Below are 15,858 nucleotides of genomic sequence, written 5' to 3'. Positions count from 1 at the left end.
TCGCGATGCGAGCTGGTTGGCACGAATTTCGTCTTCGATTGAAAGCGCTCTTCATGCGCCGCCGGATGGATCGCGAGATGGCCGAAGAGCTTGCCTTCCACCAGGCAATGCTACGAGAGAAGGCCATGCGCAATGGCTCGACCGAAGAGGAGGCTGCCACGGCGGCGCGCAGAGCCTTCGGCAATCCATCACGCTGGCATGAACGCCTGCGCGAACTGTGGCAGTTCCAGCCGCTTGAAAACCTCGCGCGCGACTTCAGCTTTTCGTTCCGACTGCTGGGCAAGTCTCCCGGTTTTACATTCGTTGCCATTGCCACGCTGGCCCTGGGGTTCGGCGCGAATATGGGAATCTTCTCGCTGATCAATGCGCTCCTGCTGCGTCCACTGCCTGTGCCACATAGTGAGCAACTCGTGGCGGTGGGTTTCGATGAGCACGGACCCTTTGGACCGAATTACGGAGTAAGCGCTCCTATTGTCAGGGAGATGGAAAAGCAGAAGGATCTCTTCAGCGGGATCTTCGCCTACAACACAAACTCCGAGACGCAGATTCGTGGAGCCTCAGGCAACGAAAGAGCCACCGCACAGTTTGTGACCGGGCAATTCTTCTCTACGTTAGAGACGCCGCCGCTGCTCGGCCGAGTGTTGAGCCCTGCGGACGACCTTAAAGGCGCAGGGCTTTCAGTGGTAATCAGCGAGGCCTTCTGGAAAAGCTGGTTTGGCGGTACCCAGCAGGTGATTGGCCGCAAGCTGGTCGTCGATAGCGGAGTTTTCACCGTGGTAGGGGTGATGCCGGGTTCGTTTTTCGGAGCGGATCCCACGGTGCGTCCAGCGTTCTTCGTTCCGCTGGCTTCTGAAGAGATCCTGCATGCGCCGAAAAGCTGGGTGGCGATGGGGAATCATGCCTGGTGGCTCACGATCATGGGGCGGCTGCGGCCGGATGTGACTCTAGGCTCGGCGAATGCAGCCTTGTCTACCCGGACATTGCCTTTGCTGCGCGCCGCGCAGTGGGAGCCAGACCGGCTGAAAGATGATGAAGAGCATCATGCCAACTTCAGTGCGATTCCAGGCTCGCGCGGATTCACTTACTTGCGCAGGGTATTTCGCAGACCGCTGGTGGCGATCTTTGCCATGTGCGGCGGAATTCTGTTGTTGGCCTGCCTTAATCTTGCAAGCCTGCTGCTGGCGCGCAGCGCCGCCCGCACGCAGGAGATTGCAACCCGCCTCGCGCTGGGTGCAAGCCGAACCGCACTGGTGCGGCAGTTGCTCATCGAGAGCTTCCTGGTAGCAATGGGTGGTGTCGGGCTGGGCCTTGCGGTCGCGCCGATGATCGGCCGATCGTTGTCTGCGATTCTATTGGGCAACAACTCTCGCATGACCCTGATCGACACCTCGCTCGATGTCCGCGTCTGGTTCTTCGCAGTGTCCACGGCCGTGGTTGCCTCGGTCATTATCGGATTGGTCCCGGCCCTGCGTGCGACTTCACGCGGCCTGTACCGCGGGCTGCGCCAGGGGCGCACGATGGAACCGGGAGAACGCCGCCGGTGGACGCCGCGATTGCTGCTCAGCCTTGAGGTATCGCTGGCGGTGATTCTGCTCGTGTGTGCGGGGCTGCTAACGACCAGCCTGGTGCGGCTCTATCGCACCGGGGCCGGTTTCGATGCACAGGGCCTTGTCGGGCTCACCTTCGACATGGATCGAAAGAAGATGGCTCCACGGGAAGTGATTCCGCTTTACCAGCAGATCGAAGAAGAACTAAGGCGGCAGCCGGGTGTTCGCCAGGTGAGTTTCGTAAACGTGATGCCGCTTATCGGCATGCAATGGACGAACAGGTTGTCATCGCAGCATGCGAAAGACCAGACGGTCTATATGTCTCGCATCGCTCCGGATTACTTCGACACGATGCGAATTCCGCTGCTGCGCGGCAGAGATTTCCGATGGACGGATAGCGCGACCGATACGGAAAAGGTCATCCTGAACAAGAAGGCCGCCACTATGCTCTTTGGTGACCAGGACCCGATCGGCCGAACCGTGTTGTCAGGGCCTGCGCGCGAAGGGCAACAGCCGAGGCCCATCCAGGTGATCGGTGTGGTGGCCGATACAAAATATTCCGGCCTGCGTGAGAACTTCAACCCGATAGGCTACAGTGCGCTGACTCAGGCGGACGACGAAACAGCGACATACTTCGCGGTCGTGAGGACCAGCGGTGCGACGGGTCCGCTTGCCTCTGCGGCGCGTGGGATTGCGCATCGCCTCGCTCCGGACATTCCCGCACCGACAATGATGACGATGCAGAGCGTCCTGAACGATTCCATCGGAACGGAGCGCATGATGGCGATGCTGTCCGTGTACTTCGCGGGCTGCGCGTTGCTGGTGACGGCGATTGGGCTTTACGGAACGCTGTCGTATGAGACGGCGCGGCGCACCAGCGAGATCGGCATTCGCATGGCGTTGGGAGCGCAGCGCGGCCAGGTCGTGCGCATGGTCTATAAAGAGAACACCTGGATCGCTTTTTCCGGAGCTGCTGCAGGGTTGATCATTGCCATTCTTGCATCGCGAGCACTGGCTTCGTTTTTGTACGAGACATCGGGGCGGGACCCCTGGGTGCTGATCGTCTCGGTCGCCGCGCTGGTAGCGGTCGCGAGTGCCGCATCGCTGCTTCCTGCGATCCGCGCAGCACGGGTCGATCCAATGGCGGCGATTCGCACCGAGTAGCTTACGTGCGACGAGCGCGGAAGAAGTCTCTCAGGATGGTGCCGCATTCCTCTGCGAGGCAGCCTGCGGTTACAGGCATCTGGTGATTCAGCTTGGGGTGGTTCAAGACTTCGAGCACGGATCCGGCGGCTCCCGCCTTGGGATCGGCTGCTCCGTAGACGAGCTTGCCGAGACGTGCGTGAATCATGGCTCCGGCGCACATCGAGCAGGGCTCGAGCGTGACGTAGAGTTCGCATCCGGTTAGGCGATAGTTGGCGAGCACCTTCGCGGCCTCGCGCATGGCAACGATCTCGGCATGTGCGGTCGGGTCGGAGTCGCGCAGGACGCGATTCTGCCCACGGCCGATGATCCTGCCTTCAAAGAGAACGACAGCTCCGACCGGAACTTCGCCTGAAGCAGCGGCATCGCGGGCCTCGGTGAGCGCTTCGTGCATCAGGCGCTCGTCGAGGTTCGCGGTGGTGTCGTCTGTCATAGAGGCTGCTGCTGGGTCATGCAGTGCAGCGCGCCCAGTCCCCAGATGAAATCGCCGCAATGAATGCCGATGACTTCGCGGTCAGGGAAGAGGCCGGCGATGATCTCCAGCGCCTTGCGATCTCTGAGATCGTTGAAGGTAGGCACCAGCACGATTCCGTTGGCGATGTAGAAGTTGCCATAGCTCGCAGGAAGGCGCTGTCCGTCGAAGACCACTGGAGCGGGCATGGGCAGCTCGACGATGCGGTACGGTTCGCCCTTGAGGTTGCGGGCGTCCTTCAGGCGCTCGAGGTTTTCCCTGAGCGCGTAGTGGTTATCGTCGTCGAGATTCGGTTCCGTGACGGTTACGATTGTATTCTCGTCGACAAAACGGGTGATGTCATCGACGTGGCCATGTGTATCGTCGCCGAGAATCCCGCGATTCAGCCAGATTACCTGCTCGATGCCCAGGTAGTCGTGGAAGATCTTCTCAAGATCTTCACGGCTCAGGCCTGGGTTGCGCTGCTGGGTGCGGCTGAGCAGGCATTCTTCGGTCGTAAGCAGCACACCTGCGCCGTTGGTATCGATCGAGCCGCCTTCGAGCACGACCTGGCGGTCGCCAACCCGGGGCGTCCAGACGGGCAGCGACAGAGCCTCTCCCACGTAGCCGGGCAGCTTGTCGTCATGATGCCAGTTGTCGTACTTGGCCCACGCATTGAAGTGCCAGTTAGTCACAGCAAGGCCGTTCGGACCTTTGACGAAGATCGGCCCGGAGTCGCGAGTCCACACGCGATCGGTCGGTACCTGGTGAAACTTCACCTGCTCGAGGTTCGCCCCGGAGCGGCGCAGGATGCTGTGTGCGCGCTTCTCGGCGGCTCCGTCGTTGACGAAGATGTTGACCGTTTCGACGCGAGAGAGAGGGCGCACGATGTCGGCATAGACCCAGGGAATCGCCTGGAACTTGCCTGGCCAGTCTTCGGCATTGTGCGGCCATGCGATCCAGGTCGCAGCGTGTTCCGCCCACTCGGCGGGCATGCGATAGCCCGCCTGTTGTGGTGTTCCTTCAAGAATCTCACGCATCTTCACGATTCCTTGCTTCCCACGTGCTCGTCTAGGAAGCGGTGAACGATGGGCGAGTAGGCATCGATACGGCGGTCGCGCAGAAAGGGCCAGTTGCGGCGCGTATCTTCGAGCAGGCGCAGGTCGATGTCGCCGATAAGGATCTCTTCCTTGTCGTGCGAAGCCTTGGCAATGACGCGTCCGAAAGGATCGGCGAGGAACGAACCGCCCCAGAACTCAAGCCCTGGGCCTTCGACACGATTGCCGCGGATGTCGCCATGCTCAAGACCCACGCGGTTCACGCCCGCGACGTACACGCCGTTGGCGATGGCGTGCGCACGCTGAATGGTCTGCCACGCGTCGTACTGCGCGGTGCCGTATTCTTCCTTCTCCGAAGGATGCCAGCCGATGGCGGTCGGATAGAAGAGAACATTCGCGCCCTTCAGCGCGGTCAGGCGCGCTCCCTCCGGATACCACTGGTCCCAGCAGACGAGTGTGCCGATCTGGCCGTAGGCGGTATCGAAGGATTTGAATCCGAGATCACCCGGGGTGAAGTAGAACTTCTCGTAATAAAGCGGATCGTCGGGGATGTGCATCTTGCGATACAGCCCGGCGAGCGAGCCGTCCTGCTGCAGGATGGCGGCCGTGTTGTGATACAGGCCAGCGGCGCGACGCTCGAAGAGGGAAGCAATGACTACGACCTTTTCCTCGCGCGCAACAGCGCTGAGGCGCTCCGTGCTCGGGCCGGGGATCGGCTCGGCGATGTCGAAGAGAGCGATGTCTTCGCGCTGGCAGAAGTACTGTGCGCGGAAGAGTTCCGGCAGGCAAACCACGTTTGCGCCTTCGCGAGCTGCCTCGCGAACCTTGTCCGCAGCGCGATCGAGGTTCACATCAGGATCGGGTCCGCAGCTCATCTGGATAAGTCCAACTCGGTAGTTCAGTTTCGATGGCATAGTCTGTCCGTATCTCATAAAGAAGGGCGCAAGCGTGAGGCCTGCGCCCGACTGTTAAGCTTTCTCTTCCAGTATCACATCCACGGAGGCTGGAAGGTTAAAAAACCCGGGAAATTCACATGCTTCTATTTGATTTTCCTGCTGCCGTCCAGGATTCAACCCTTGATAAGTTCGGTGCGGTATTCCGGAGCGAGCGCAATCGCCCTCTGCAGAAATTCCTGCTGATCTTCCTCGCTTAATGGCGGCGGAGGCGTGGTGCGGCCGTCTACAAGCACTCCAAGCTTGGCGAAGAACTCTTCCTGTCCTGCGGGAGAGCAGATGCAGAGCAACCTGGCAGGCTGCCCTGTGTTGTTCTGGAAGCGATGCGGTGCATTGGCTGGAATGTGTACCGTTTCGCCCGCTTTGATTACGACGGTCTGCCCGCGAAACGTGGCTTCGATCGCCCCATCCTTCACGATGAATGTTTCCTCGAAATCATGGCGATGCAGTCCCGGACCGCCACCCGGAGGCACGAACATGTCGACAAGGCAGAATCGCCCGCCCGTTTGCTCGCCGGAAAGCAGGATCGTGTAGGTGTCTCCCACGATTCCGATGTGCGTGAGGCTGCTGTCAGTATCTGGTTTCGCGATCACAAGATTACGTGCAAGGTCGTCCGGGGGGATCTGAACCTGAGCCATCCTGTCTCTCCTTATTGAAAACTTGTTCGTGCGGTAATCTTTGCTCTCGGCAATGCGGTCTGAGGACTTGCCGCACAGAATTCTTTTACGCACTTCAAAGCGGCGGACACTACCGTTCTGATGATGCCAGCATATCGGCAGGTTGACATCGCTGGGAAAGTTTCATGGATGGAAGCCGATGCGGTTCGACTCGCAAGCTTCAGTCGTCGTAACTCGTACTTTGGACGCGGCTAGACCAGCTTCACATACGTTGTATAGGGCAGGTCTCCCATTGAGATAAACGGCTGCATGGTTACCTTGCCGCTTACGGTATCGACCTGCCATTGCCGTTCGCTAATGCGTGCCGCCGTGAGCAACTGCTGGCGTGTGATTCTGGGAACAGGGCTTTCCTGCTCGTTTTTCACCGCCATCAGAACGAGCGGACCACGCAGCAAAGCAACCGTGTCAGTGTGCCGTTTATCGATTGCCTCGAGCCGCATTGTCAGCGGAAGGTTGAGCTCAATCCGGTCTCCGCTCTTCCACTCGCGATGAACTGCCGCGAACTGCCCAGGCGTACCCAGCTCTTTCTGCCGGATTCCATTCACGCTTACCGTTGCTTCTTCCGCCCAGGCCGGGATGCGGAAATTCAGAGTCAGATCCACGGGTTTGGAGCTTGTAACCGTGAAAGTAACATGATCTTCGAATGGATAGTTGCTTTCCTGTGTCAAAGAGAGCGCCGTATCGTTCTCCATCCAACGCAAGGTGGAGGGCAAATAGAGGTTCACGTATACCGCTCGTGGCGCACGGAAGTACATGTTGATGCGGTAATCCGTCGCCACCTGGGGCAGGGTGCCGGAACAGCAGGCCCAGCGGAACTGCTTGTAGACACGCTTCGCGTTGTAGTTGTAGTCGGAGTAGTAGAAGTTCTCGCCATTCTCCTGTAACGGCTTCGCGCCGAGAACGGTGTTATACATCACCCGCTCCATGCTGTCTCCGTAGCGCGAGTCGCGCGTTACGCGCAGCAGGTATCGCGTAAGTTTGAAATGCGCATAGGAGCCGCATGGGGTTTCAAAGCTATGATGAGTATTTTCGAGACTTGCATATAGATCATTGCTTTCCGGTGCGCGCAGTGTCTCATCGGGTCCCCAGCCACCGGTCGCATAGCTCTGGTTCTGCAGCATGGCGAAGGCATTGCGGGCCGCACGCAGATGCTTTTCGCTGCCCGCAACCATGTAGGCCATCATGGCCGAGCAGAGTGAGTTCACGTAGCTATAGGCGTGCCGGTCGTTGAGTACGTGTTCGTTTCTGGATAGGGGGTCGAACCAGTCCTTGTCATCGAGGTACTGTAGCCCGAGCTTGTAATAACGCTCACCCGCGCCACGCTGTGAGGCCAGCAGGAGATTCTCAGAGATCGTGTAGGACTCGTCCCATGTCCACGAAACATCGTTCTTGTCTTTCTCCGTGCGCCATGGAACACCATGTTCGATTGCGTGTCCGGGCAGATGAGGCAGGGCGGTGTTCGTCGTCTGCTCCAGGATCGCCAGGGCCTGAGGGTCTTTGACATAGGTGTGCGAATCGATCAGGCCCAATAGCAGCTTGTCGTAGCAGTAAGCGGGGAAACGGTTGTTGATGTAGAAGTCCGCAGTGATGGTTCTGGCGTACAACTGGTTCAGCCGCATCACTCTTTGCCGTACGGCCTGGTCGCCGGTGACGGCGTAGGAGCGAGCCAGGGCCGACACCCACTGACCGAAGGTGCAGGCTGGCGCGAACCCGTCGTCGAATTCCTTACGGTAGTCGTAGTTGGGATTGTAGTGATACCACCCTCCCAGGTCTTCTCCAGGAGCTGCCTGGCCGGACATCTGCCGCAACGGCTTAAGCAGGCTGTCATCGCTCAGGGCCATCAGCACATCGATGGTATTGATAAGCTGCTGTTCCGGGAGATCGCTGGCGATGGTCACATCTCCATAGCCAAACTCCGACAACATGGCCGAGCCGGATGTCTGCGCGCACCAGGCCAGACGATCCCAAAGCGCGTTCCCGGTGAGCGTTACTCCGGCTAAGACAGAGCCGGTTTGCAGAAACCGTCTCCGTGAAATTCCTTCTTTGTTATGGCACATCGACAGCGGTCCCCCGGCTTGCATGCAACATCATGCAGCCTGATAGAGAGACTTGTCATCCGGAACCGGTCGAGGCGAAGTCGCCGGCATTGCCGCCACCGGCAAATCGGTTCCTGCTCCCGCGATGGTCTTTTACAAGGTCAAAGGAGAGCGCATTACACAGTTCTGTCCGCACTTCGATCTGGCGTTGCTTATGTCGCAGCTAAGTTGAAATTGAAAGTAAGCTGCCGAACCGGGGCTAGGATTCCTCGCCCTTCTTCTGAGCTCGCTGCAATTGCCTGACAATATCGGGCAGGCGGCTGAAGATGGCTGTAGAGCGCAGCCACTGGCGATTGTCGAATGCCGGCGAACCGCTGATCATCTTGCCATTGGGCACGTCATGCGAAACACCGGATTGAGCCGTCATAATCACGCCATCGCCGAGCTTGCAATGGCCCGCCACGCCGGCCTGTCCGGCAAGGATGGCGTTCTTACCGATCTCCGACGATCCGGCGAGGCCCACCTGCGCACAAAGCAGCGTGTTTTCTCCGACTTTCGATCCATGCCCGACCTGTGCGAGGTTATCTATCTTCACGCCCTTGCCTATGCGAGTTTCGCCCACGCTGGCGCGGTCGACTGTGGAGTTAGCCTGTACCTCGACCCAGTCCTCAACGATCGCCGGGCCGGATTGCACAATCTTCTGCCAGGCGCCGTGCTCATCCTTCGCAAATCCAAAGCCGTCGCAGCCGATGATGGCTCCGTTCTGCAGCGTCACGTGATCACCGACCTTGCAGTACTCGCGCACGATAGAGTGGGCGTGTGCGAAGAAGTGGCTGCCGATGGTCACATGCGGATAAATGACGGCATGGGGCAGGATAGTCGCGTTGTCCCCAATCACAACGCCCTCGCTGACGACGGCGCAGGGACCGATATGCGCGTCTTTGCCGATGACGGCAGTTGGATGAACCACCGCCGAAGGATGAATGCCCGGAGCATATACCGGTTCCTGGTAGAAGACCTGCACGGCCTTGGCGAAGGCCAGGTAGGGGTTTTTGGTCCGCAGAGTGGCTGAAACCGTTTCCGGGAAGTCCGGTGCCACAATAATCGCACCTGCCTCCGTAGTCTTCGCGAGCATTGCATAGCGAGGGTTTGCCACAAAGGTGACCTCTGTGGGACCAGCCTCTTCGATTCCGGCAACACCGGTAATTTCAGTTTCGGGGTCGCCAACACACTCCGCCCCGAGCATCCGCGCCAGCTCTTGCAGCTTCATGTGTCGATTATAGGAGGCGGCTGGCAATCGTTCCTCGCTCCAGGCGTCCCGCTGAAGCCGGCGAAGCGACAATCTTCTGACATTCCGGTGACATGTTCCGTGTGGGTCTAACTCAGACTAAAACGGTCGCAAACAAATTAAGACCGAGTGGGTCGCATTTTCGCGGCCCTGAGGAGAGCTCTGTGCTTTATTCCCGCATTCGCGTTTTCGTTGCGTTGTTGCTGCTCGCGGCGGTTGCTTCTGTGTCTCATGCTGCTTCGAGCGGGTCATTGCATATAACGGTGGTCGATCCCATGGGAGCAGCCGTGCCCGGTGCACATGTGATGCTCAGCGGGCATGGAGTTCGCCGGGACATTACCTCCGATGCCTCAGGCACTGCCGGCTTCAACGCGATCGACGGCGGACTCTACACGCTCACTGTGGAAGCTCCAAACTTCAGTCGCTATGAGAATTCTTCGATTGACGTAGCCGGGAATCGCACTCTTGAATGGCGCGTACAACTCGCATTGTTATCCGGTTCGCAATCGGTCGTGGTTCAGGGCACGGCCCAGGCCCTGGAGCAGGTTCCGACGGTAGGGAAGACGGGAACGGTACTCGAAGACATTCCGCAGAGCATTTCGATCATCAGCAATACGCTCTCGACCTCGCAGGGCGACCTGGTCCTGCAGGACACGGTTCGCAACGCAAGCGGCGTGATTCAGGGCGGAACGGACGGGTTCGGCTTTGCCGATCGCTTTCAGATCCGGGGCCTCGAGGCCCGCATCTTCAACGACGGATTCTCCGACGGCGACGAGCGCAACGGCATCCCTCACTCGCTGAACGGCGTGGAGCGTGTCGAGGTGCTCGAGGGGCCAGGTTCGTCGCTTTTTGGCAGCGGACCTCCAGGAGGAACAATCAACCTGGTGCATTACACACCGTCGCCACGATTCGATGCTGGAGCGCAATTCCAGGGAGGATCGTTCGGACTCTACTCGGGCACAGGGTTTCTTACCGGAAGCACCGGCCTGCGCGGCTGGAACTATCGCGTGGACGGAATGGCAGAGCACAAGGACGGGTTTCGCTCGCTCGGAGCCGGGGACTATGAGCTACGTCCTGTGCTGGGACTCACGGCTCCGCATAACCTGTTGTTGCTTGCCTTCGACGGACGCTACCTTCAGGCCACGCCTGACCCGCCGGGACTCGTTTATGTCAACGGCAGTCCGATCACTGGCGTCTCCCGTGAAACGAAATACTCGACTCCGTTCGGTTTTGGCAACCAGAGCATCGGACGGTTTACCGGGTCGGATGTGTGGGAGGCTACGCCTTCGCTAACCGTGAACAATCGCTTCTCGTATCTCTACCGGAATCTTTCTATCCTGCGAAATGGCGATGGAGGGTCAGTCTCTGGAACTGCTCTGACCGGACGGCAGCTGAGAAACCAGCATGATGTGATTAACGATTTCGACTACGAGGGCGAGCCTGTGTGGAACTTCCGCATCGGCAGGGTGCGCAACACGCTGCTTACCGGTCTCGAAGTCCAGCATCAGACAATCGCAACCAATCGCGCGACGGCCAGCCTGCCGAACATTCTGGACGTCTACGCGCCGGTCATCCCCGAAACATCGCGCGGCTCCCTGGTTTTTCTGCGCGATGCAACCCACTCTGGTTTCCTCGATCATCTTGAGGCGAGCTATGAGGGTTTGTATGCTACCGATCAGCTCGACCTGACTTCGCGCTGGAAGCTGCGCATCGGCGGCCGCCAGGACTTCTGGCAGACACGCCTGACCCCTCTGGCCGTGGTGCCGGGCCGCAGCCTTGGTAATGGAGTGTTGATCGAGCCGCCAAACAGCTACTCGCGCGACGATACGCCTTTCAGCTGGAATGCAGGCACCGTGTACCGGGTTCTGCCGGGGGTATCGACGTTCTTCGGTGTATCCCACAGCAACCTGGCGAACTTCAATTCTGAAGCGACTCAAAATGGAGTTGAAGCGCCCGAGTCCGGTATGCAATATGAAGCCGGATTGAAAGTAGCGGCGATCAATGACCGCATCCTGATCACTGCAGCGGCCTTCCACGTGATGCGTAACAATGTGTTCTCACTGGTGAGCGATGTTCCTGTTTTCAACGATCAGCTGACGCAAGGTGGTGAAGGTTCAGTTGAATTTGCCCTCACGCGCCGCTGGAAACTCAATGCGAACGCAACCGGCATGCACGCGTCGCTCACGGACAACCCATCGGCTCCCGCGGATACAGGGAAGAGGCCACAGGGTGTTCCAAACCGCATCGTGAACCTGTGGACCAGCTATGAGTTTCCCATAGTGAGCCATGAAAGCCTGTCGATAGCGGGTGGCTTTACGAACCGCAGCAGTATGTTTGCCGATCTGGCAAACACAGACTCAATCCCGTCTTACACGACAGCGGACGTCGTGACGAACGTCAACATACATAGCTGGAGCGGCGCATTTGGTATCCGCAACCTGACCGACACCCGCTACTTTACCGCTGCAAACGGAGTTGGCGGATTTGTAGGCGATGCCCGAAGCTACTTCGGGCGACTGCAATATAAATTCGGCGGCAGGTAATTCAGCTTCCGAACAAAACCTGTCGAGCCTCAGCATGTCCGCCTCGCTGACGAAGCGGACATGCTGAGATCCAACTACTCTTTTGAAACGGAGCGCCAAAGATCGATGCCGCCCTCGATGGCATGAGAATCGATATCCTTCAACTCTTCGGGCGAGAAGCTGAGGTTCTTCAGGGCGTCCAACGAATCGTCCAGCTGGGCCACGTTGCGCGCGCCGATCAGTGCTGTAGTCACGCGCGGATCGCGGAGTGCCCAGGCAATCGCCATCTGCGCGAGAGTCTGGCCGCGCTTCTTTGCCAGCTCGTTGAGCGAGCGCACACGGTTCAGATTCTCTTCGTTGAGGAAGTCCTTGCTGAAGCTGCTGTTGTCCGCGCTTACGCGTGAGTCTTTGGGCACGCCATTCAGATACTTGTTGGTGAGCAGACCCTGGGCGAGCGGTGAGAAGGCAATGCAGCCAACGCCCAGCTCTTCGAGCGTGTCGAGCAGGCCATGCTCGATCCAGCGATTGAGCATGGAGTAGGAAGGCTGATGAATGAGCAGCGGAACGCCTTCCGAACGAAGGATCTCCGCAGCCTTGCGAGTGCCCTCAGGCCCGTAGGACGAGATGCCGACATAAAGCGCCTTGCCCTGGCGATGAAGCTGCACGAGCGCGCCCATCGTCTCTTCAAGCGGAGTGTCTGGCGTGGGCCGGTGGTGGTAGAAGATGTCCACGTAGTCGAGGCCCATGCGCTTCAGGCTTTCATCGCAGGAGGCGATGAGATACTTGCGCGATCCACCGAGGCCGTAAGGGCCAGGCCACATATCCCATCCCGCCTTTGACGAGATGATCAGTTCATTGCGCAGGTGCGCGAAATCTTTTTTCAGGATGGTTCCGAAGTTTTCTTCCGCGGAACCGTACGGCGGTCCGTAGTTATTGGCCAGGTCGAAGTGGGTCACTCCGCGATCGAAGGCGCGGCGGATGGTGGCGCGGCCGGTCTCAAAAACGTCGGCGCCTCCGAAGTTCTGCCACAGGCCAAGCGAGATGGGAGGAAGAACGATGCCGGAGCGTCCGCAGCGGCGAAAGGAAGCCTGCTCATAGCGCTCAGGAGCGGGGATGTAAGTCATGTGCTCTCCAGGTTTCGGGGCGGTGTGATGGCTCGCTCCCGGTCGTAAAAGATCGTAACGAGTCTTTAGGAATGAAGTGTCAAGCAGCGGATTGTTTCGGCTTCCGGCTCAGGAGGTAAAACATCCCCGCCATGGCGATCATCGAGCCAAGTCCCGCGATGCCGAGGATGCGCAGGACGGCCACTGTGTAGCGTCCCTGGCTGGGCGAATAGTTGCAGCAGTAGAGCAACACCATGTCGCTAAGCGTTCCAATGTGACGATTGCTGGCCTGGATCATTGCGAGACGCAGGTCGCGAGGCTGGTATTCGATGCCGGAGAGATACTTCGACATGCGCCCATCGGGCGTGGCGATCATGATGACGCTCGAGTGCGCAAACTGGTTCATCTTGCCATCGGGGCCCGGTACGCGGACGTAGTGGAAGCCTGTGGCCTGGGCGACATCTGTAATCGCAGCCTGTTGCCCGGTGAGAAAGTGGACATGGCTCGCGGCCGCATCGTTGCCCAACATCATCACGAAGTGGTTGCGAGCCTCCATTGCATCGGCCGGAGTGTCTGTCGGATCGATGCTGGTGACGACGACCTCGTATTCGTGCCCGGCATGAAAGCCGGTCTTCGGCAGAGCCGACGCCAGGCCATGCAGCACCTGCGGGCAAAGCATTCCACACTTGAAGTAGACCAGGGCCATTACCACAGGCCGCTGTCCGAAGAACTGTCCGAAGGCGACATCTTTACCGGATTCGTCAAGAAAGTGATCCGACAGCGGCAGCGCGGAGTTGAGCCGCTGATCGATGCCTGCATTCTTCAGGTATGCCGGAGCCTGCTGCGCTGAAGACCCAAGCGGCTTGTCCGCTGAATATTGCGCGAGCACAGGCATCGCAGTGCAAAGCGCAAGAAGCATCGGCAGAAGATGCGATTGCAGCATGGAGACTAGAATACGCCTTTATGTTCAGAACTGCGGTGCATACGGGGTATCAAGGGAGCCTTCCTTCTGTCGCTGTTTCTGGATCATGCGATGCACGCTTTGCGCCTCGGAAATATCGTAGAAGGTCAGGCGCGAGAGGTTTGTCCCCATCTGCGGAGCGCTGACCCTGCGGTCCGCGGACCAGTTCGTTTGCGCCTCCGGTTGCGGAGAGAAGTCGATCGTTCCGGCATCGTCGTTTCGGAGCGTGAGGGTGCAGCTTTCGAGCGACGTCAGCTGCATAGTTAGAAATTTCCTCTGCGAACCCAGCAGCGCAACCAGTACTCTCTGGTTGGTGAGCGCGTAATAAGTGCGCCTTTTTTTCCAGGCTGTGTGGATGAACCTGCCCCATATCAGGTACTGGCCGATCAGCACGAAGGGGATGCCCCACAGCATCATGAAGAGATTAGGCTCGAGCTGAATTGCAAAGGGATTCGAGACGCCGGTTGCCATCAACTCCCAGACGACCGTGAAGCCGCCCCAGAAAAGACTGAAGGGAATGGCAAGCAGGTCGGAACGGTGAAAGATGATCCGTCGCAGCGGCTGCCCGCTCCATAGCGCGTATTCGCCATCCAGCAACTGCGATTGCAGGTCGGGCGGAAGATAATTGTCCTGGCCACTGAAGGCTGCACTCTGCTCGCTGACGTTCAATAATTGCCTGCTCTCGTCATCCCAGGTGGCAAAGGCGGGTGCCCCACGTCTCGCACGTGAGACGTGGGATCGATCGTAACATTTACTGCGGCAAAGGCTTCAACTCAATCGTCCGCCCCGTCCGGGCCGATTCTCGAGCAGCATCCAGAATCTGCACCACGACCACATTCGTATCGAGCGCGGTCAGGTCGCCCTTGGGATGCAGTTCGCCGCGAAGCACCGCGGTGAGGTAGTGCAGGGAAGTATCCTCAGGCGATTGCAGCGGTGCGGCAGTGGCTTCTTCTTCCGGCGAGTGCTCGCTGAAGCGGGTCTTCACCTGTGTCGGGTTCACCGCGATGGCATAGCCCTTGTCACCGTAAACTTCCATGTCCTTACGGCCGAAGCTCCAGTTCCACGAGGGCATCAGGACGGTCTGGACACCTTTGTAGTGCAGGATGATGGTGGCGTCGTCATCGACGTGCGGATACTTCTCTGGCTTGTCTGTCTGCGAGGCCGCGGTCACGCTGATGGGAGCCTGGCCGTGCATCATGACGGTCATCAGGTCGGCTCCGTAGCAGCCGAAGTCGTAGAGTGCGCCCGCGCCATTCTGCTGCGGATCGGTCAGCCACTTCAGAAACTCCGGCTGCACGCCGATCTCGGCCGGCCCCTCGTGGCCGTCATGCACGACGACCTTGCGGACGTTGCCCAGCTTGCCTTCCGCGACCATATCCATCACAGCCTTGTTGCTCGAGTACCAGGTGGTCTCGTAGTTCACCAGCACGTTGATGTGGCTTTCGCGTGCTGCCTTTCGGATGGCGAGCGCGTCGGCGACGGAGAGCGTCAGCGGCTTTTCGACCATCACGTCGAGGTGGTGCGCAGCCGCGGCTTCGATCACCTTGCGGTGGCCGCCAACCGGGGTGTAGACGAGCAATGCCTGCGGATGGGTCGCGGCGATGGCCTTGTCGAGGTCGGCATAGAACATACTGTGGTCGAGGTGATACTGCTTCTCGTACTTGTCGCGAAGGGAGGCGTCGGGATCGACCACGGCGACGAGTTCCGCGTCATGCTGCTTCGGAAAGGCAGGGAAGAATCCGGCAACGTGCCCATGTTCGAGGCCGACGACCATCACTCGGACGGGCGGCTTGTCTTGCGCGAAGCATAGTGCGGAGGAGGCAGTAACAACGGCGGCCAGTGTGAGCTGGCAGGAGCGGGAAAGAATAGTGGAGATCGCCATGGGGAGCATGATACGGGAATCAGGTTAAACCTTGCATCCGTACCCATGCATCGCGCACCTGCTCGTGTTTTCCACCACGTTTGTGCTGTAAATCATTTATAAAAAAGGGGAACAGAGGTGTTTCCCATTCTCTTGCTACCGGTTTGCGGTACAGTACACGCGCAAGCTATTTCCGCC

General features: G+C 59.0%; 13 protein-coding genes. 3 read left to right on the top strand and 10 right to left on the bottom strand.

All coding sequences use genetic code 11. The annotated features are described in order from the left end of the window. The first annotated feature begins 5 nt into the window (after nucleotides 1-5). Complete coding sequence (locus tag LJD29_RS19685) at nucleotides 6-2,711, top strand: ABC transporter permease (protein WP_446743281.1); 2,706 nt, start codon at nucleotides 6-8, stop codon at nucleotides 2,709-2,711. A 1-nt stretch (nucleotide 2,712) separates the two neighbouring features. Here LJD29_RS19685 and tadA read toward each other — a convergent pair whose 3' ends face one another. The 5 genes from tadA to LJD29_RS19660 form a co-directional block, all read right to left on the bottom strand. After that, entirely contained in the window at nucleotides 2,713-3,183 is a 471-nt protein-coding gene (tadA, locus tag LJD29_RS19680; protein ID WP_446743280.1) for a tRNA adenosine(34) deaminase TadA, read from the bottom strand. Further along, nucleotides 3,180-4,241 (bottom strand): agmatine deiminase family protein, encoded by a 1,062-nt coding sequence (locus LJD29_RS19675; RefSeq protein WP_446743279.1) that lies wholly within the window; start codon nucleotides 4,239-4,241, stop codon nucleotides 3,180-3,182. The genes tadA and LJD29_RS19675 overlap by 4 nt, the downstream gene beginning before the upstream one ends. Nucleotides 4,242-4,243: 2 nt before the next feature. Beyond that, complete coding sequence (locus LJD29_RS19670; protein WP_446743278.1) at nucleotides 4,244-5,173, bottom strand: carbon-nitrogen hydrolase; 930 nt, start codon at nucleotides 5,171-5,173, stop codon at nucleotides 4,244-4,246. A gap of 155 nt (nucleotides 5,174-5,328) precedes the next feature. Further along, nucleotides 5,329-5,850, bottom strand: coding sequence for a cupin domain-containing protein (locus LJD29_RS19665; protein WP_446743277.1), 522 nt, complete (start codon nucleotides 5,848-5,850; stop codon nucleotides 5,329-5,331). 230 nt (nucleotides 5,851-6,080) lie between these two features. After that, entirely contained in the window at nucleotides 6,081-7,970 is a 1,890-nt protein-coding gene (locus LJD29_RS19660; RefSeq protein WP_446743276.1) for a beta-L-arabinofuranosidase domain-containing protein, read from the bottom strand. A 28-nt stretch (nucleotides 7,971-7,998) separates the two neighbouring features. On the opposite strand from LJD29_RS19660, the gene LJD29_RS19655 reads away from it, so the two are divergent. Further along, nucleotides 7,999-8,157: a hypothetical protein gene (locus LJD29_RS19655; protein WP_446743275.1), complete on the top strand. Its 159-nt coding sequence runs from the start codon at nucleotides 7,999-8,001 to the stop codon at nucleotides 8,155-8,157. 27 nt (nucleotides 8,158-8,184) lie between these two features. Here the strand turns inward: LJD29_RS19655 and lpxD are convergent, their stop codons facing one another. Further along, nucleotides 8,185-9,195 (bottom strand): UDP-3-O-(3-hydroxymyristoyl)glucosamine N-acyltransferase, encoded by a 1,011-nt coding sequence (gene lpxD, locus LJD29_RS19650; protein ID WP_446743274.1) that lies wholly within the window; start codon nucleotides 9,193-9,195, stop codon nucleotides 8,185-8,187. A 182-nt stretch (nucleotides 9,196-9,377) separates the two neighbouring features. On the opposite strand from lpxD, the gene LJD29_RS19645 reads away from it, so the two are divergent. Next, nucleotides 9,378-11,756 (top strand): TonB-dependent receptor domain-containing protein, encoded by a 2,379-nt coding sequence (locus LJD29_RS19645; protein WP_446743273.1) that lies wholly within the window; start codon nucleotides 9,378-9,380, stop codon nucleotides 11,754-11,756. Nucleotides 11,757-11,830: 74 nt separating this feature from the next. On the opposite strand, the gene mgrA is transcribed toward LJD29_RS19645, so the two are convergent. The 4 genes from mgrA to LJD29_RS19625 all read right to left on the bottom strand — a co-directional run bounded on the left by mgrA (nucleotide 11,831) and on the right by LJD29_RS19625 (nucleotide 15,681). Next, complete coding sequence (mgrA, locus tag LJD29_RS19640) at nucleotides 11,831-12,859, bottom strand: L-glyceraldehyde 3-phosphate reductase (RefSeq protein WP_446743272.1); 1,029 nt, start codon at nucleotides 12,857-12,859, stop codon at nucleotides 11,831-11,833. Nucleotides 12,860-12,938: 79 nt separating this feature from the next. Beyond that, nucleotides 12,939-13,781, bottom strand: coding sequence for an SCO family protein (locus LJD29_RS19635; protein WP_446743271.1), 843 nt, complete (start codon nucleotides 13,779-13,781; stop codon nucleotides 12,939-12,941). A 24-nt stretch (nucleotides 13,782-13,805) separates the two neighbouring features. Further along, nucleotides 13,806-14,468: a hypothetical protein gene (locus LJD29_RS19630; protein WP_446743270.1), complete on the bottom strand. Its 663-nt coding sequence runs from the start codon at nucleotides 14,466-14,468 to the stop codon at nucleotides 13,806-13,808. Nucleotides 14,469-14,550: 82 nt separating this feature from the next. Next, a complete protein-coding gene (locus LJD29_RS19625; protein ID WP_446743269.1) occupies nucleotides 14,551-15,681 on the bottom strand; it encodes a Gfo/Idh/MocA family protein in 1,131 nt (376 codons plus the stop codon). Nucleotides 15,682-15,858: the final 177 nt, after the last annotated feature.

It is taken from the genome of Silvibacterium acidisoli (genome assembly GCA_022870745.1).
Taxonomy (GTDB): domain Bacteria; phylum Acidobacteriota; class Terriglobia; order Terriglobales; family Acidobacteriaceae; genus Silvibacterium.
This window is presented reverse-complemented; position numbering and strand designations above follow the sequence as displayed.